The following is a 17,902-nucleotide window of genomic DNA, read 5'->3' as shown; positions in this document are numbered from 1 at the left end:
ACGGTGGCTGCGAAACCGGCATCCTTCGTTTGAAGTATGCGTGCCCAGGCCTGATTAAGTACGTTGGGACAGCAAAATGACGGGTACGGTGATGCGGCTTCAGATATCTGGCGATCCGTCGGGTGATCCATGCGACGCCCTTGACGCGCACCTGCCCTCGACCGTTCAGCAAGCTCCAGCGACGCTGAGCTGGCTGAGCCCCGTGGGAGTGCCTCTCGATCTGAACGGTCCGGTCGATCGATCATTCGATCCCCTGGAAGCCGGCTTTGCCTGCGTTCCCGCCATCGAACACCTGATTGCGGTGACGGCGAAGTTCGCCGACAGGGTCGCAATCAGCGACGGCAATCACAGCTTCACGTACGCGCAGCTGTTGTCCCGCGTCTTGACCTTGGCCCAGGCGATCAGCGCGCTGATCCCGGAGCAGGAAGCCGTCGGATGGCTATTGCGCAGCTCGGCCTGGCAGCCGATCGCTATGCTGGCCTGCATGGCGGCCGGACGCGTCCTCGTCCCACTCAATTCCCGCGATCCAGTTCAGCGGCTCACGGCTATCGCCGCGGCCGCCCGGATTTCCGTGCTGATCGGGCAAGACGGCGACAGCTCCGCCGGGTGGATCAAGCAGCACGGCCTGCGCTGGCTCGACGTCGCCGGCGCCAGCGACCCTTCCGCAGCAACTTCAACACTCCCCCGGGTTTCGGTCGATGCGCCTGCCGTAGTGCTCTATACCTCCGGCAGCACCGGAGCTCCGAAAGGGGTCGTGAACAGCCAACGCAACCTGCTCCAGCGCGTCCAGCAATATGTGGACGCCTGCCACATAAGTGCGACAGACGTCTTCATGCCTCTGAGCGGCCCCACCACGATCGCCGGTTGCCGGGAGATGCTGTCGGCTTTGTTGACGGGGGCAAAACTGCACATCGTCGACGTCGAGGCGCTCGGATTGCGCGGTGTTCTTCGCCAGATCACCACGCAACAGGTGACGATCACATACGTTGTACCAGCCCTGGTGCGTGCACTGATCAACGCAAGCCGGCCAGGCGATCTCGATTCGCTTCGCATGATCCGCATCGGCGGCGAGAAGGTCCTGTGGACCGATATCGCGCTCGTTCGGCGAGCGATACCACCGGGTTGCTTCATCCAGGTCAGCTATCTGTCGACGGAAACCACCGGCACCCAGTGGTTTCTTCCCAAGCAATGGCGAGAGGACGGCGTCAGCGTTCCTGTTGGCTACCTGCTTCCCGGCATATCGTACGCCGTGGTCGACGAAAGTGGGAAGCCCGCCCAGCAGGGTGAAGTCGGCGAACTGGTGATCAAGAGCAGGTACGTCATGCTCGGATACTGGGAAGACGGACGGCTTTCTCCGGCATCGCCCTCCCCGGATGACCCAAAGTCTCGCATCTATCAGACCGGCGACCTCGTCATCGTGGATACGCACGGACTGATGCGGATCGTTGGACGGAAGGGACGCCAGCTCAAGATCAATGGCCAGCGTGTCGAGCCGGCCGAGCTCGAGAGTGCGTTGCGCAAGCTCACCTATGTGAAGGACGCTGTCGCCGTCGTGACGGATGCGAACGAGCTGGTCCTGTTTGCATCGCCGGCCGATCCACAGAAAGCGCACTTCCGGACCGACGTTCGCAACAGCATCCGGCAGGCTGTTCCTGCGGCTTTGCATCCGACCAGGCTGCACGAGATACCGGAGATGCCGCGCCTTCCAGGAGGTAAGATCGATCACGCCAAGCTGAAGCAGCTCGATCTCGAGAGCAAAACGACCTCGCCCGCGCCCGTGCCGACGATGCAAGGAATGGCCGAGGCCAACAGGATCGTGCAGCAGGTGTGGAGCAGCATCCTCGGCGTGCCGGAAGCTGCCGGACGCTGGGATGAGGCCGGCGGCGATTCCCTAAAGCTCCTGCGCTGCGTCATGGATATCGAAGACCTCATCGGCCGCGAAGTCAGCATGGAAGCGTTCACGGTCGATATGAGCGCTGAAGACATGATCCGGGCTATCGCGACGGTGGAGCCACCGGTGCGGCAGCGTCTAAACGACCAGATTCTCCCAGGTCTTGTCATACTGCCCGGCTCCATGGGGTATGGCCCGAGCATGGCCGCATTTGGCGCTCAGCTCGGCAAGGTGGCGCGGGTGATTCCGATTCGCTATCCAGATCTGAGCTGGAGCCTCGCGGGACGCGATTCCGTGCAGGAGATGGCCGCGATGGCCGTCGAACAGATCAATGCAGTCCAACCACGCGGCGACGTCCGAATGATCGGCTATTCCCTGGGCGGCGGCGTCGCCTTCGAAGTCGCAAGCCGGTTGATCGAACAAGGTCGTGCCGTCAAATTCCTGGGCATCCTCGACACCAATGTCGGCCCTCGCAGAGCAAATCACCGAGAAGCCCTCTCTCGCACGCTACAGCGGATTCGATCCCATCGAGTGACGATCTACCGCATGTTCTGTCGCTCGGTGGCGAAGTTCGCCGCTCGCTTGGGCCAGGAGGCTCGATTCTGCAGGCTCATCGACACCATTACATGGCCTCGCCTGGCAAATACGCGCTTCATGCTCAAGCTCGAGCTCGAGGAGATTCTCCGGATGCGCGCGTTCGGACGCTGGGTCGAGGATGCCAAGCCTCGTCTAGCCATCAAGGGGACTGTCTTTGCCTGTCATCGGCCTGGCGTGACGCCGCGCCTCGGATGGGACTCCCTGTTTGAAGAACTGGACGTGATTCCGATCGCCGGCGGACATCTTGATCTGGTGGTCGAGCCCCACCTCTCGATCAATCGACCCGTCATCGAGCGCGCGATCGGGGCGTCCTGCTCCTGATCCACAACACAATGCTTTTTGGGGGGCCGGTCCTGCCCACCACAGGCCAGCACGGAGAGATCACGCGGGTTCGGCTCAAACCTGGCTCAAACCCGCTGTCTCGCGCTTGGGAGTGTCGCGTGCGATCATCAGGGCCGCAGGTAGCTCCAGCCTTGCTCCTGAAGCTCCATCAGGCGAACAACCCCGGATTTGGTGACCTTCGCCTGCGTGATGAGAGGCACTTCTTTGCCCTCATTCTTGGTCATGTTCTCTCGTGTATTTCCGCAGGCCGAGAACGTAAGCTCGGGCGTTGTCTCACTCATCATTTTGATGCGCCCCTTCACAGGCGAGGTATCGTCTCGCAGCATGTGCAGTCCTGGCCCGTAAGCGACGACTTCGACCTCGACTTTTTGACTGAGGTCGCCGTAGTGCTGAACGACGTTGCTGACGTTGTTGAGAGCGAGATTCATGACGGCCGGATCGTTGACGTCGACATGGATGACAAGTCGATGCGGCGGCTGCTTCCGAGGTGTCGCAACACCCATCTTGGCATTTGCGTTCCTGGCGGTAGTGCCGGGATTCTTGGTGGAGAGGGTGGATTGCGCAGAACCGCGGGTTTCGATGCCGCTAATGAGAACCAGTCCGACAGCCGCCACGCCGGCAAAAACGGCAAATGATCTGCTCATGACTGTGCTTCCTGCGTGTGTGATGAAGCGTGCACGTCGCAAGCTATTTAAGCGCAGCCGTGGGGGCAAGCAGCTTTGGCCAAAGCCCCGCCCGATCTACTTAATTCCCATTGTCGGCGCACTACTCCGTTTTGGCTACCGCAACTGCGACATCGACATCGCGTCGATGAAAGCGCCGTCATAAACGACATGCCATGATCGCTACCAAGCATCATGATCCCTACCAAGCTACCAAGCATCATGGTCCCTACCAAGCAGTTGGGCGTCGCAATGGGGGTACACGGATTCGACTTGTCGAAAGGAACAGCCGTCGCGCTGAGCAAAGCTACGCGCCGGCCCAGGCACCGGCAATTTGCGTTCCGCGAACTCGGATTGTTCGACATCGCTGACGGCTCGCGCGCATGCGACAGGGCCGGCCGGCTCATGGTGGTTCTGATCACCTGCTTTCTGCCGGTTCTGACTGGAACTGCCGATGCCAAATCCCAGGACGACGGCGACCGGGGTGCCTCCTACATCACACCGGCGATGCTCGATCTGTGCAGATGTACGCGCGGACCAGAGCAGATCGACGGGATTAAACAAAGGCTGAAGCTCGTCCAACGCGCGGACGAGGCGCGACCCGCCGCGACACAGCCCGCTGGAAGCAGGCCCGCCGCGACCGGACCGCGCGGAGCGAGGACCGCGACCGAGCAGCCCCGCGCGGCTGCCGATGCCCCTGCGCAGGACATGACGTCTACGCCGCCCCCGGTGTCAAATGCGGCTCAAGCAGCTTCCGAGACGGAGCGGCTCAACCAGAACCTGTTGCTGGATCAGGAGCGGCAACGAGCGAACAAGCTTGCGCGCGAATTGGCTGCGGCTCGAGTGGAGCTCGACGCGGCGCGGCAGACCCAGACGCACACTGTCCGCGCCATGGAGATTGGTATTCAGCAAACGCAGGCGCTCGAACAGGAGCGGGAAAAGACCGATCATCTGTCACGTGAGATCTCCTTCCTGAAGGCGGAGCTCGACGTCGCAAGGGTTGCGGCTTCAAAGGCTATGCAGGCGCCCGAACCCGAACCGAAGCAGGAGCGTCCAGTCGACCGACGGAATGGGGCCAAACGCTTTGCCCTCCAGCTTGCCTCGCTTCGCTCGGAGCTTGAGGCTTCGCGCAGCGCAGCATCCGAAGCCACGAAGTCTGCCGCGGCGGAGGCCGCACAAAGGCAGGCTCTCGAGCGCGAACTAAAGCAGGAGCAGGACAAGACAGAAGCCCTGATCAGCGAACTCGGCCCCCTTCGGATCGCGGCCTCCGAGACCGCGAAGGTCGGCGCTGCAGATGTCGATCAACAGTTGACGCTGACGCGCGAGCTCGAGAAGCAGCGGGGCAGAGCTGAGAGCGCGGACCGTCAGCTGCAGTCCCTTCAGGCTGAACTCCGTGCAGCGCAAACCGCGAGCTCCGAGTTGGGTGCGGCCCGAGCTGCAGACGCCGAGCAAAAACTGGCACTGAAACGAGAGGTCGAGAAGCAGCGGGACAGAGCTGAGAACGCGGACCGCCAGCTGCAGCCCCTTCAGGCTGAACTCCGCGCAGCGAAAACCGCGAGCTCTGAGTTGGCTGCGGCCCGAGCTGCAGACGCCGAGCAAAAACTGGCACTGAAACGAGAGGTCGAGAAGCAGCGAGACAGAGCTGAGAACGCGGACCGCCAGCTGCAGCCCCTTCAGGCTGAACTCCGCACAGCGAAAACCGCGAGCTCTGAGTTGGCTGCGGCCCGAGCTGCAGACGCCGAGCAAAAACTGGCACTGAAACGAGAGGTCGAGAAGCAGCGCGACCGAGCTGAAAGCGCGGACCGCCAGCTGCAGCCCCTTCAGGCTGAACTCCGTACAGCGCAAACCGCGAGCTCCGAGTTGGCTGCGGCCCGAGCTGCAGACGCCGAGCAAAAACTGGCATTGAAACGCGAGGTCGAACAGCAGCGCGGTCGCGCGGACGCTCTCGCGCGCGAGGCGGCGTCGCTGAAGGATCAACGCGACCTGGCGCGGGCTGAAACGTCGGAGGCTGCACGAGCTGCCGAGGCCGCCGCAAAGGCCGCACCCAAGCGCGAAAAGGAGCAACCGGGCAGCGGCACGGCAACGCTCCCAACGTCCGCATCCGTCCGGGATCATCTGGCCGCATGGAATGCTTCCACGGTTGTAGCGGCGCCCTCGCGTGAGCCCGCCGGCCGCGCACCGAGCCAGAGCAACCTCCAGCCCGCTGCTTCGCCTCCGCCCGCACCGTCAGCCTCCGCGCCGATGCCACCGAGCGCGCAGATCACAAAGGGGACCGCCCTGCCCGGCGCCGACTCGAAGGCCAAGGCTTCGGTGGAGCGACAGGTCGCCGCGAGCGGAGTACCGCGCCCGCTTGCGAACGAGGAGCGACTGCTCGCGCGCGCCAGCGCATTGTTGCGGCAGTCCGACATCAACGGTGCCCGCGGCTTGCTGGAATACGTGCTTGGACATGGCAGCGCGCAGGCAGCCTTTATGCTGGCCGAAACTTACGATCCTCACGTACTGCAATCTTGGGACGCTCGCGGCGTCGCCGGCGATTCCGCTAGGGCGCGCGAGCTGTATGAACGAGCCCAGGCCGGCGGCATTCGAGATGCAGAAGGACGGATCAAGGGGCTCAAATAGCTGCTGGAGCGAGCCCCGGAAGCCAGACCAGAGAATGGAGAGGCCCCATGTCATTGAGTAAGCTCGCGTTCACGGTCGCATTGGCACTGGTCGGCCTGCAGCTTGCTGCCAATGCCCAATCTCGCTCGCCGCGCGACCCGCCGGCGCCGACCGCGCCGCGGAATGCCGATACGGCCGCAAAGGAACGTATCAATGCATGGACGGTGGGACTCGCCGGAGGACTTATCGAGGGCGCACCGCTTCGGCTCGCCGCAGAGATCGCACGCGTCGCCAACGAGGAGGACAAGCTTCACGTCATTCCGATCGTGACGACAGGTGCGACCGAGAACGTCAATTCGCTGCTCTATCTCAAGGGCGTTGATGCCGCGATCATCAACATGGATGCCCTTGACGAGTACAAGGCGCAGGTTCCGTCGATCGAAAAGCGCATCGTCTATGTTCTCAACCTCTTTCCGGCCGAGCTGCACGTCTTCGTGCGTCCCGAGATCAAGTCGCTCGACGACCTCAAGGGAAAGAAGGTCAATTTCAACACCCAGGGTACGGCAGCCGCATATTCTGGTCCGCTGATCTTCAGCCGGCTGGGACTGAACGTCGAAAAGATGTTCATTCCCCACCAGGTCGCATTGCAGCAGATGAAGAGCGGCGAAATCGCAGCGGTCGTCTTCATCACATCAAAGCCGGTCGACGCCTTCTTGAAAGGACGTTGGGATGATGGCTTCAAGTTCCTGCCGATCGAATACGACCCCAGATTTGAAGACTATTATCTTCCGTCGTCCCTCGATTCAAAGGACTATCCAAACCTCGTGCCGGCGGGCAAGCGGGTCGCGACCATTGCCGTCCCGACGATTCTTGCGGCCTACAACTGGCAGCCGCAGACCGATCGCTATCGGCGCATGGTGCGCTTTGTTGACCACCTGTTCGGACGGCTCGACCGGCTGCAATCCGCTGGCTTCGATACAAAATGGAAGGACGTGAATCTCCGCGCCAGCGTCCCCACTCTGGCCCGGTTTGGTCCGGCGCAGGAATGGCTCGATCGTTCGCCCAGCGCGACAGTCGGACTATCGCGATGAAGCGAACCGGTACCCTTGCGGCCGTCTTTCTCGTGGGTACCGGTCATCTAAGCTGCGCGCAAGCCGGCGACACGCCAGATCGTTCGAGGGCATGTGCGCAGTTTCAGGGAATGGAGCACATGACATGCGTCGACGAGCAGATTGGGGAAGCACCTGATCAGTCCTTCCAAGCTCCGCCGCCAAGTCCGAACTGGATCTTGAGTGAAACGACATCACCGGTGGACCACAAGCCGCAGATCGCCGCCCGGACCACCGCACGAGCCGGCGCGAAGGATGGGCCCTCGTCGCTCGCCATTCATTGTCGCGCCAATCGGACCGAGGTGTTGCTTTCCGCGGCGAGTTCCTGGACCAAAACTCCAGGCACCGACATGAGGGTCGTATTCCAGATCAATGATCAACCGCCTGTCGATCAGCGCTGGAGGGTTGTTGATGGCGGACGAAGTCTCGCCTTTCCGGGCGACGCCGCCCGCTTCATGAGCTCCATGCCAGGGGTGGGCCGGCTTCTGACCAAAGTGTATGCTGGAACGGCTGCGCCCTACGAGGAAACATTTGAACTGACGGGTCTGGACGCCGTTCGCCGGCGATTTGCAAAGGTCTGCACCTGGCCGCCCAGCTGAATAGCCGCAAGTCGGACTGCACGGCTGACAGGGAAGACGTCACGCGAGAGGTGTGAATGCGATGAGCGAGACGATCAATGTAACCGAGGCTTACGAGCGAGGACGTACCCAATTCATGGGAATCGAACTGCAGGTTGCTCCCGGCGCGCTAGTGCCCCGGCCGGAGACGGAGTTGCTTGGCAGGACCGCAGTTGAAGCACTGCGCCGAGCACACCTCCCCTCGCCGCGGATCGTCGACATGTGCTGCGGCGCCGGCAATCTTGCATGCGCGATCGCGCTCAATATTCCCGACGCTCGCGTCTGGGCGAGCGATCTGACTGACGGATGTGTCGAGCTCGCGCGACGCAATGCCGCGAGCCAGGGCGCCGAGACCCGCATCACCGTGCTCCAGGGCGATCTGTTCGAAGCTCTCGCAGGCCTGCAACTCGAGCAAACCATCGATATGATCGTCTGCAACCCACCCTATATCTCGGAATCCCGGCTCAAAGGCGATCGCGCCTCTCTACTCATGAACGAGCCGCGCGAGGCATTCGCCGCCGGGCCCTACGGACTGAGCATCCATATGCGCGTTACAAAAGACGCACCTCGCTACTTGCGGCCGGGAGGACTGCTGTTGTTCGAGGTGGGCCGCGACCAGGATCGACAGGTGGCAACCCTGCTCGAACGCAACGACGCTTACGAGAATGTCAGCGTGGTCTTGGACGACGCGGGCGCCGGTCGCGTCGTCATGGCGTACGCGAAGGGATAGCCGGGTTCGAGCACTTCCTCCACAATGATCGTTGGCATTGCAGCGTAGCACCCTGAACCCAGCGGCCCTCGCACGGGCCGGCCAGCGACAGCCTACACGTTCTCAGCTCTCCCGCATCCCGCGCCGGATCGCGTCCGTGATCGGCTGGGTCAGATAAGCAAGAATTGTGCGTTCTCCGGTTGCGATCAGGACGTCGGCCATCATGCCCGGCTTGAGCTTCTCGCGGACTTTGTCGGGGAATTGCGTCACCTGGACTGAGACTTTCACCTCGTAATAGGGCTGATGGGTGACATCGTCGCGCGTGGCGTCGGCCGAGATCGAAAGAACTTCGCCGACAGCGATCGGGGTGGAGCGCGCCTTGAACGAGGGAAGCCGCACCTCGGTCGGAAGGCCGAGCTGGACGTGGTTGATATCAAGTGCCGACACCCTTGCGGCCACCACGAGAACGTCGTTGTCCGGCACGATCTCCATCAGCACGTCGCCCGCCTTGATCACGGCACCGATCGTGTGAAGCTTGAGGTTCACGATCCGCCCCGATCGCGGTGCGCGTACTTCCATCCGCGCCAGAACATCGACCGCGACGCGCAGCTTCTCACGCGCATCAGCAAGCTGGGCGCGCGTGTCGGTGAGCTTCCCGGTCGCTTCCTCCAGCACCTTCTGCCCGACCTGATCGATCTGGAGCCGCGACTCGTCGATGATGCGGCCATAGCGAGCGATATCCGCTTCATATGCGCCGATCTTGCCCTCGAGATCGGCTCTGGAGCGCTCCAGCGTGGCGACGCGCGCGAACGGTACGATGCCCTGATCAACGAGCGGCTTGAGCTTGGTGTATTCCTGACTGACACTGTCGAACTGCGCGCGCGCGCCCTTGTTCTGCGCGGTATTCCCCTGGATCTGCCGCTGCGCCTGCGCGATACGTTCCTCGAGGATCGAGATCTCGATCTTTCGTGCAGCGCGACGTTCATCGAAGCGCCGCTTCTGATCACCCATTGCGCGTATCGCGTTCGGATCGGACGTCTTCTGGAGCAGCTCGGTCGGAAACGTGATGCTGTCCTTGCCTTCGGATTCCGCCTGTAGGCGCGCCTCCTCGGCAACCGCCGAGTACACCGCCGAGCGTGCGATCTCTTCCTTGGCCCGCTCCTGGGTCGGATCGAGCCGCAACAGGACCTGACCTTCCGCGACATGAGAATCGCCTGTGACCAACAGGTTCTGGACGATGCCACCCTCGAGATGCTGCACCACCTTACGGTCGCTCTCGACAACGACGGAGCCGGGGGCCACCACGGCACCGTCGATCGATGCGAGGGCGGTCCAGCCGCCAAATACGCCGAAGGTCAGGAAGACGACCAGGAAGCCTCGCCGCGCGGGGGTCTGCCAATCGCCCGACGGATCCTCATCGTTGCCCATTGCCCCCCGGGGCCACAAGGTCGGCAGTTTCGCCTTGGCAAGATCGACCAGCTTGGCAAGATCTACCAGCTTGGCAAGATCGACCAGCGACCTTGTCATGGTCTCCGTCTTCGCAAGGAGTTTGCTCGGAGGTAGCGGCTCCTGCGCCACTTTATCTGCTTTGTTGAACTGCTTCAAAAGCTCCGCCAGTTCGTCGTGAAGAGCGTCCGGTCCCCGCCGCAATAGATTATCCATTATTGCCTCGTCGCGTGCGCCTGACGCACTTGATTTGAAAGCTGTGCCGGACGGTGAGCGCCATCGGTTCGATGGTTGCCGTCAGCATGGTGATGACGATCGGCGCGATGATGTTCGGCGGGCTCGCGCACGTCGCGCCGCATCGGCGCAACCGTCTTGCCGAGCAGTGCAGGCAGCATTTCCTCGCGCGTGCCGATTTGCCCAAGCCGTCCCTCGTGCATGAACACGATCTTGTCGACCGCAGCGAGCAGGTTCGGGCGGTGATTGATGATCACGATGGTCACCTTGCTCTGCCTCAGCCGCTGGATCGCATCGGCGAGCGCGCGATCGCCGTCGCCATCGAGATTTGCGTTCGGCTCGTCGAGCACCACCAGCACCGGCTTGCCGAACAGTGCGCGCGCGAGCCCGATGCGCTGCCGCTGACCGCCCGAAAGACCTGCGCCGTTATCCCCGATGACGGTGTCATAGCCCTTGGGAAGACGCTGGATCATCATGTGCGCCGACGCCAGCTGCGCTGCCTCGACGACCGCCTCGTCGGAGGCGTCGTCGCGGAAACGTGCAATGTTGTCACGCACGGTACCGGCGAACAGTTCGACGTCCTGCGGAAGGTAGCCGAGGTTCTGTCCAAGGAAATTGGGATCGAAATGCCTGACGTCGTTGCCGTCGATGCGCACGCAGCCGTGCACCAGCGGCCAGGCGCCGACCAGGGCCCGCGCCAACGACGATTTTCCGGAGCCGGACTGGCCGACCACGGCGACGACTTCGCCAGGGGCCAGCCGGAACGAGACGTCGGCGATGGCCGGCAGTTGCGATCCGGGGACGAGCACCGTCGCCGCGTCGACGGAGATTTCGCCGACCAGGGCCGGCAGCCGTGTCGGCTGTCGCTCAGTCGCGCGGTTCGCAAGCGCGCGATCCAGCCGGGCATATGATGTGCGCGCGGCAACCAGCGCCTTCCATTGCGACACTGCAGCCTCGACGGGCGCGAGCGCGCGTCCCATGATCAGCGAAGCCGCGAACAGAACGCCCCCGGAAATCTCCTGCTGGATCGCGAGATACGCGCCCACTCCCATGATGGCGACCTGAATCGCCATGCGCAGGAATTTGGAGATGGCGAGCAAGGTCCCGCCCCGCTCTCCGGCCGTAGCGCTTTCCAGCAACGCCTGACCATGAGTTACCGCCCAGGCGGCGCGGACCGCGGGTCCCATTCCAAGCGCGCGGATCGCTTCTGCGTTGCGCAGCGAGGACGTCAACCGGTCCAGTGCGTGAAGGTTCTTCGATGCGGCCGCATTCAGCGGCGCCTTCGTAACCCGCTCGTTAAGGAAGGCGAGCGTCAGGATGATGATCGCGCCGATCAGGGCGACCAGGCCGATCAGCGGATGGAGCAGGAAACACATCGCGAGGAAGATCGGCGTCCACGGCACATCCATCAGCGACGTGATGACGCCCCCCGACAGCACCTCGCGCAAGGTGTCGACATCGCGCAGCAGCTGAACATGATGCGAGCTGCTCGTGCTCAGCGCCTGCCCGAGCGCGGTTTCGAACGTCTCGCCCGAGACGAACCGGTCGAAGCGCAATCCGGTCTGCACGAGAACCCGGCTGCGAAAATGCTCGAGCGTCGCGTAGCTGATGAAGAGCACGAGCGCGATGAGCGAGAGCAGCAGCAGCGTCATCCCGTTTCGGCTCGTGAGCACCCGATCGTAGATCTGCATGGTGTAGATCGGCGACACGAACACCAGCAGATTGATGAAGATGGATAGTCCACCCGCCGCGAGCAGGCCGGGACGTATCCGACGGAAGACATCCGCGAGCGCAGACTGTTTTGCCGAAGCGTGCATGTGCATATCCGGGCCGCCCTTGGCCGGGCGGCGGTAAACGGTTGAAAAATTGCATGCGATCGAGCGTCAAGACGCCCGCATTTCAACATTCCGCCGTGCGCGGAATGGTACCCCGCCTCTCGACCGCCCCGGTGGTCGCGAGGAACTCCCCAGAGTGGACATGCGCGCAGCGCACCGCGCGCATGTCCTTGTCGATGTAGACGACCTACGAGCTTACGAGTGCCACCCGTGATGATCGTTGTGGTGAGACATCAGATCAGCCAGATGCGCTACGAACGAGCCCGTGTCCGTCGTATCCGTCTGCCCCGAACCGGCATCCGCAGTCGTGTTCGACGTCGCAGTGTGACCCCGCCACCAGGAATGATCTCCGGATGCGGACGACGTGCTGGCATTATTGAGCCACTGCGAGAAATCGAGCCCACCACCGTTGTGGTTGTGCCCGCCACCGCCGTTGCCCGCCTGCCAGGACGAACCGCCCCACCAGCCGCCGCCGCCGCCGTGGTGATGACCACCCCAGCCGCCAGTATCCGTCGAACCGCCGGTTGACGGATCAGTCGTTCCGTCCGAGCCCGAGACGGGAGGGGTGCCTCCGGTGCTACCGCCAGCATCGGCAACCGGCGGCGTGGAGCCGTCCGTGCCGGTGCTACCGCCACCGTCCGCAACCGGCGGCGTGTTGCCGCCCGTGCCGGTGCTACCGCCAGCGTTGTCAACCGGCGGCGTGCTGCCGTCCGTGCCGGTGCTACCGCCAGCGTTGTCAACCGGCGGCGTGCTGCCGTCCGTGCCGGTGCTACCGCCAGCGTCCACCGGCGGCGGCGTGTCGGTCACCGGATCGGTAACAGGCGGAGCGGTCGCGCCCCCCGTGCCATGGCTCGTATTGTGCGCAAGGAACACCTGCTGCAGTGCCGGCAAATTCTCGAGCGCAGTGTCGCCATTCTGCGATCCCCACGCGTAAGCATAGTCAAAGGCCGGATTGGGAACGAGGTCCGCCCAATGATCGATCATTGCCTGCTCTTGCGCGGCAGTCGGCACAGCGACCTTGCTGCCGGTTTCGGTGGACCAGCCGCCGCCGCCGAACGCCTGATAAACCGGAACGATGGAGTCGAGCGGGATTCCGGCTTGCTCAGCGGCAGAGACGTACTTGTCGATCGTGCTGAGGTCGACGTTCGGACGGTCCGTCCACACCGGATACCAATCGAGACCGAAGTAGTCGATGTGGGTGTTCGCCTGGTTGTAGCTGTTCATGTAGTTCGGATCGTCCGATGATCCAGTGTTCATCAGGACGGTGAACGTCTTGGCCCCGGGATCGTGCTGATGAATCCAGTCGGATTCAGCCTTCAGATCCGCGGGGTCGGCTTGCGGTCCCCACTGACCGGTCAGATCAGGCTCATCCACAAGGTAGAAGCCGAACACTTTCGGATTGTTGAGGAACGGCGTCACCTGGTCGATAAAGTCCTGAGTCACGCCGTGGTACTGATCGAGCCAGACCAGACCCTGCACACCGTCGGGCAGTGCATTCACCTGGTCGACATACTGGACATCTGCGAGATTAAAGCCAGCTTCAGCTGGTGCGAAGTTACCTTGCGAGTCCAGACCCCCGCCCGCAGCGTAGTGTAATGTTGCCAATGATATTCCCCTGTCAGTGTTGAAAGCCCCCAGTGACCTGTAGGTCTGAGCGCCCGACAACCGATCGTGCGTCCCACCGAGGTGAACGTATGTTTACGTTTGAGGCAGGAATCTCCGTTCCATTGGGCGTAACCAAGGGATTATTGTGCTGAAAGTTTGCACAACAACGCGCCAACGCTGATCGCCGGATCTGCGGGAAAACTTGTTTTGAAAGACGATTCAACGATATGCGGCCAATCGAGGCCGAGAAGATCAATGTTGAATCTGGCACAACGCCGACGAAATTGTTCAATGCCGGTAGCGGGCAGCAAACCGGATTGATGTCCGTGGATTACCTCCGATGACGGATGTTCTCATCGAAGCGTTTCCGTTGTTCAGTAAAGGGCGTGGCGCAAATAGAGAGAAAATCCAAGCGGATCAGCGCTCCTGTGAGCCGGTATTTTAGCACCAAAGGCGAGCTCGTTTGCGGGGGCAATTGCGAATCGCGGAAGTATTAGGCGCTGGGTTGCCTTGCCGCTCTTTAGCACCGTGGCTGGAGAGCTCTTTTTGATAGCGCACGCGAAGCGAATTTGTCCCACCCGTTCGCTGTGCCGCGCGCTGGCGATTTTTCGAGTAGAATCAGCTCATTTGCTGCCGAGGACGTCATGTCAGGGTCGGCCCAAACGAACGTCAAGTTTCCGCCGGGTTCACGAATTCAGGTAAAGCCGGCAGCCGGTCCTCGCTTATCTGGAAAGACCGGGACCGTGGTTGGGGCCGGATACTATCCGAAGAGCCTCCGCGTCATTCTGGACGGATCGAAGGGACCAATTACTCTTCACGTGGACTACGTGGCCATGATCGACACGTGAAGCGGGCGCAGCGTTCACGGCCCCACTTGCGGCAGAAGGCGCTCTTCAACGACGCGTTTTGAGTTACTCCAGAAGTATAGCCGGCCCCTGATCCAGCATTGGGCCGCTCTTTTGACCCATTTCAGCCAATCTTTGTTAGTTGCTCGTTGCTCGGGGCAGGATCCATCAATCCCGGAGCCTGCGATGTTCAAGCAAGTTATTTCTGCGTGCTGCCTCGTTGTGATCACCTCGCTCAATTCCGATGCACGACCCTATCGCATGCAGCACGCCTCTGAATGCAACGTCACCATGCCATGCGACTTCTCGAACTACGCGCAAATCCCGAACCAGCGAAGAGAGGTGCGAGACTCATTGCAGATACACCGAACCAAACAACTCTCCGTCGTCGCCAATACAAATATTGCGGCGTCTGATAGTCCCGTCAGCACTCGGATCGTTGGCGGCCGCCCCGCGGGCTGCCCCTCCTCATTCTGCGGTTGTGCCGCAGCCCTGCGCCTGTTTGGTCGCATCGTTCCGGAATTGAATCTCGCGGCAAACTGGCTGAGATTTCCGCGTACGTCGCCAGCACCAGGAATGGTCGCGGCAAGACGCGGGCACGTTTTCGTCCTCGAGCAGCACATCGGGGGCGACGTTTGGATGGCGTACGACGGCAACTCAGGTGGACGCGCAACGAGAATACACGCGCGTTCTTTGAGGGGGTACACGGTTGTGAATCCGCGCGCGACGCTGACTTGAATTTAGCCCTTTATCGAATCGGCAACACGGTTGCCAAGCACCGGCATGCTTTCACCGGGACAGCGGCAATCTCTCGTCGCTGAGGCGCCGTTATTCTCTCCGGTCGAAACACGATCTAATGGCTCAACGCAATCATATTGGTTGGTCGGGGAGCTGGAGGCAAATGTGCTGGCGGCACCGATCGGCGGCCGTCAGCCCGACACCGTCAGGCGACGACAGATCTCGCGCTCTCCTGCTCTCGCATCGCTCCCTCGATAGCCTTCTCAAGGGCAGCCTGATCGAACGGCTTCGACAGGCGGCGCAGATTGGAACGCGCGTCGATGGGAAGCTCCGCATATCCGGTGCTCAGGAGGATGACCGTACCGGGACGCTCCACGACCACGGCTTCAGCAAGCTGCAGGCCGGTCATGACCGGCATCGCATAGTCGGTGACGACGAGTTCGATGGTCTGCGTGCGGCGGAGGAGATCCAATGCCTCTTCGCCCGAGCGTGCCTCGACCACTGCATGCCCGAGATCCTCCAGCATTGCCGCCGTATTCTCCAGCACGAGAGGGTCGTCGTCGACCAGAAGCACGGAAAGCCGGTGGTCGGCCCGAAGCATGGGTGCCGGGGACTCCGCTCGCGGCGCTGGCACCGCGGCCTCCTCCTCAGCCACCGGCAGCCAGATCTCGGCCGTCGTGCCCACTCCAAGGCGGCTCTTCAGGACGAGCCTGCCGCCGGACTGCTCGGCGAGGCCGTGAACCATCGATAGTCCGAGCCCGGTGCCTTTGCCGATACCCTTCGTCGTAAAGAACGGCTCCTGAGCGTGCTTCAGCGTTTCCTCGTCCATGCCGCAGCCCGTGTCGCTCACCGAGAGCGCCACGTAGCGGGGAGCGCCAGCTTCGTGTTGCTCGTCTCTGGCGGAGATGGTTATCAGGCCACCGGCCGGCATCGCATCACGCGCGTTTACGGCGAGATTGAGGATGGCCAGTTCGAGCTGGTTGGCGTCAATCTTTACGTTTGGCAGGTCCAGCGGAAAGAGTGTGTCGATACGGACGCCTGCCTCGAATTTCAGCAGTGACGCCATGCCCCGCACCAGTGCGGCGATATCGACGACAGCCGGCTTGAGATCCTGTTTGCGAGCGAAGGCGAGCAAGCGCTGGGTTAGCAGTGCGCCCCGCTGCGCGCCTTGCATCGCGTTGTCCACGAGACGCTGTATCTTCGGATCGTCTGTTTGCAGGCGTTTTTTCAGGAGCTCGAGGCTGCCGAGAACGGCGGCGAGCAGGTTGTTAAAATCGTGGGCCACGCCGCCGGTGAGTTGACCGATGGTCTCCATTTTCTGCGACAGCGTCAGCGCTTCGCGTGCCCGATCCAGCGCTTCCTGTGCCCGTCTCCTCTCGCTGATGTCGCGCACGATCTTGGCAAACCCGGTGATCAAGCCGCTTTCGTTCCGTACCGCGACCAGGGTTGCCTCTGCCCAGAAGCGGCTGCCATCCCGGCGCACGCGCCAGGCTTCCACTGCTGACTTGCCGTACCGCTCCGCCTCCAGGAGAGCACGTGCTGGCGCCCCGGAAGCGCGGTCTTCGTCGGTATGAAGGATCGCGTAGCTGGTCCCTACGATGTCGTCGCCGTAACCCATCAGCCGGCGCGCCCCGAGATTCCAGTTTCCGACGGACCCATTCGGCTCGATCATGAACATGGCGTGATCGGCGATGCCCTCCACCAGGAGCCGAAAGCGTTCTTCACTTCGCCTCAGCGCGCTGGCCTCGCGTTCGGCGCGCTCCGCCGAGGCCCGATCATAGACGGCAGCGGCAATCCCAATGCTCAGGATCAAGATGGTGGCGCCGGCGAGCAGAAATGCCAGCGGCGCCCGACCCACGAAATGTCCAGCGTGTCCCGCCATGGTGTTCGCAGGCTCGAACGAGGCACCTTCCATAGCTGCGTAATGCATGCCGGAGATCGCGAGACCCATGACAAGTCCTGCGAAAAGTCGCTGCGTCGCGTTCGTCTTGCGAAAGGCAAGCCAGAGCGCCACGACCGAAGCGCACATCGCGATCACGACCGAGAGCACGACCCACCGAGGATCGTACGCGACGGATGCCGCCATTCTCATCGCGCTCATGCCCGTATAGTGCATGCCGGATATGCCAAGCCCCATCGCCAGGCCGGACACCAGGAGCGCCTGCGGGCGTCTTCCGACCACGGCAAAGGCCGCGGCCGCGACAACAATGGGGACGACAAGCGATAGAAAGGTGAGGAATGGATCGTAGGAGATCTCGACCCCGGGCAGCCTGAAGGCCAGCATGCCGACGAAATGCATGGACCAAATGCCGCCGCCCATAGCGGTGGCCGCGGCTGCAAGCCAAGCCGGACGAGCCCGCCCAGACGCGGCACGCATCCGGGTCGCGAGGTCGAGCGCTGTGTAGGAGGCGAGCGCGGCGATCAGGATCGACAGCGCCACAAGAACGGGATCGTGAGAGGCCGTATGGTGATTCATTTCCACCAGATGGTAATGGAAATCCGGGGCAAATTCACCCTAGGTCGAATAGCGGCGGCGGGATCGGGGCCCGGCCGGCCGCGATCGTGGCACCCTGTCGGCAAATTCAAGCTGGATCCAGCCGCCAGGGGGCTGTTTCCGCCCCACCTCCCTTGGGGATTTGAACCGGACCAGGCCTGTGCTGGGTCAGGCTCCATG

At 62.4% G+C, this 17,902-nt stretch carries 11 protein-coding genes; 6 read left to right on the top strand and 5 right to left on the bottom strand.

The annotated features are described in order from the left end of the window. The first annotated feature begins 76 nt into the window (after window positions 1-76). The gene (locus tag ABIB99_RS21805; protein ID WP_354177519.1) at window positions 77-2,809 is read left to right on the top strand and encodes an AMP-binding protein; all 2,733 of its coding nucleotides are present in this window, start codon (window positions 77-79) and stop codon (window positions 2,807-2,809) included. Window positions 2,810-2,937: 128 nt separating this feature from the next. On the opposite strand, the gene ABIB99_RS21800 is transcribed toward ABIB99_RS21805, so the two are convergent. Next, window positions 2,938-3,474 carry a DsrE family protein gene (locus ABIB99_RS21800; RefSeq protein ID WP_085400996.1) on the bottom strand — a complete coding sequence of 179 codons (537 nt, stop codon included), beginning with the start codon at window positions 3,472-3,474 and terminating at the stop codon, window positions 2,938-2,940. Window positions 3,475-3,687: 213 nt separating this feature from the next. On the opposite strand from ABIB99_RS21800, the gene ABIB99_RS21795 reads away from it, so the two are divergent. The 4 genes from ABIB99_RS21795 to ABIB99_RS21780 all read left to right on the top strand — a co-directional run bounded on the left by ABIB99_RS21795 (window position 3,688) and on the right by ABIB99_RS21780 (window position 8,546). Next, complete coding sequence (locus ABIB99_RS21795) at window positions 3,688-6,111, top strand: hypothetical protein (protein ID WP_354177518.1); 2,424 nt, start codon at window positions 3,688-3,690, stop codon at window positions 6,109-6,111. A 47-nt stretch (window positions 6,112-6,158) separates the two neighbouring features. Further along, the gene (locus tag ABIB99_RS21790; protein ID WP_071915362.1) at window positions 6,159-7,181 is read left to right on the top strand and encodes a TAXI family TRAP transporter solute-binding subunit; all 1,023 of its coding nucleotides are present in this window, start codon (window positions 6,159-6,161) and stop codon (window positions 7,179-7,181) included. A 119-nt stretch (window positions 7,182-7,300) separates the two neighbouring features. Then, window positions 7,301-7,798 carry a hypothetical protein gene (locus ABIB99_RS21785; protein WP_354177517.1) on the top strand — a complete coding sequence of 166 codons (498 nt, stop codon included), beginning with the start codon at window positions 7,301-7,303 and terminating at the stop codon, window positions 7,796-7,798. Window positions 7,799-7,859: 61 nt separating this feature from the next. Next, a complete protein-coding gene (locus ABIB99_RS21780; protein ID WP_071915364.1) occupies window positions 7,860-8,546 on the top strand; it encodes a N5-glutamine methyltransferase family protein in 687 nt (228 codons plus the stop codon). 102 nt (window positions 8,547-8,648) lie between these two features. Here ABIB99_RS21780 and ABIB99_RS21775 read toward each other — a convergent pair whose 3' ends face one another. The 3 genes from ABIB99_RS21775 to ABIB99_RS21765 all read right to left on the bottom strand — a co-directional run bounded on the left by ABIB99_RS21775 (window position 8,649) and on the right by ABIB99_RS21765 (window position 13,645). Further along, window positions 8,649-10,052, bottom strand: a complete 1,404-nt coding sequence (locus ABIB99_RS21775) for an HlyD family type I secretion periplasmic adaptor subunit (RefSeq protein WP_231144505.1) — start codon at window positions 10,050-10,052, stop codon at window positions 8,649-8,651. A gap of 134 nt (window positions 10,053-10,186) precedes the next feature. Beyond that, on the bottom strand, window positions 10,187-12,028 hold the full coding sequence (locus ABIB99_RS21770; RefSeq protein WP_354177516.1) for a type I secretion system permease/ATPase: 1,842 nt from the start codon (window positions 12,026-12,028) through the stop codon (window positions 10,187-10,189). Between the two features lie 207 nt (window positions 12,029-12,235). After that, complete coding sequence (locus tag ABIB99_RS21765; RefSeq protein WP_187387759.1) at window positions 12,236-13,645, bottom strand: calcium-binding protein; 1,410 nt, start codon at window positions 13,643-13,645, stop codon at window positions 12,236-12,238. Between the two features lie 1,031 nt (window positions 13,646-14,676). On the opposite strand from ABIB99_RS21765, the gene ABIB99_RS21760 reads away from it, so the two are divergent. Then, a complete protein-coding gene (locus ABIB99_RS21760) occupies window positions 14,677-15,228 on the top strand; it encodes a hypothetical protein (protein ID WP_063984337.1) in 552 nt (183 codons plus the stop codon). Window positions 15,229-15,433: 205 nt separating this feature from the next. On the opposite strand, the gene ABIB99_RS21755 is transcribed toward ABIB99_RS21760, so the two are convergent. Beyond that, on the bottom strand, window positions 15,434-17,704 hold the full coding sequence (locus ABIB99_RS21755) for an MHYT domain-containing protein (protein ID WP_354177565.1): 2,271 nt from the start codon (window positions 17,702-17,704) through the stop codon (window positions 15,434-15,436). Window positions 17,705-17,902 lie beyond the last annotated feature (198 nt).

This window comes from Bradyrhizobium sp. LA6.1 (genome assembly GCF_040547805.1).
In the GTDB taxonomy this organism is placed as follows: domain Bacteria; phylum Pseudomonadota; class Alphaproteobacteria; order Rhizobiales; family Xanthobacteraceae; genus Bradyrhizobium; species Bradyrhizobium barranii.
Note: the sequence above shows the minus strand (reverse complement) of the source record. Positions and strands in the feature narration are given on the sequence as shown.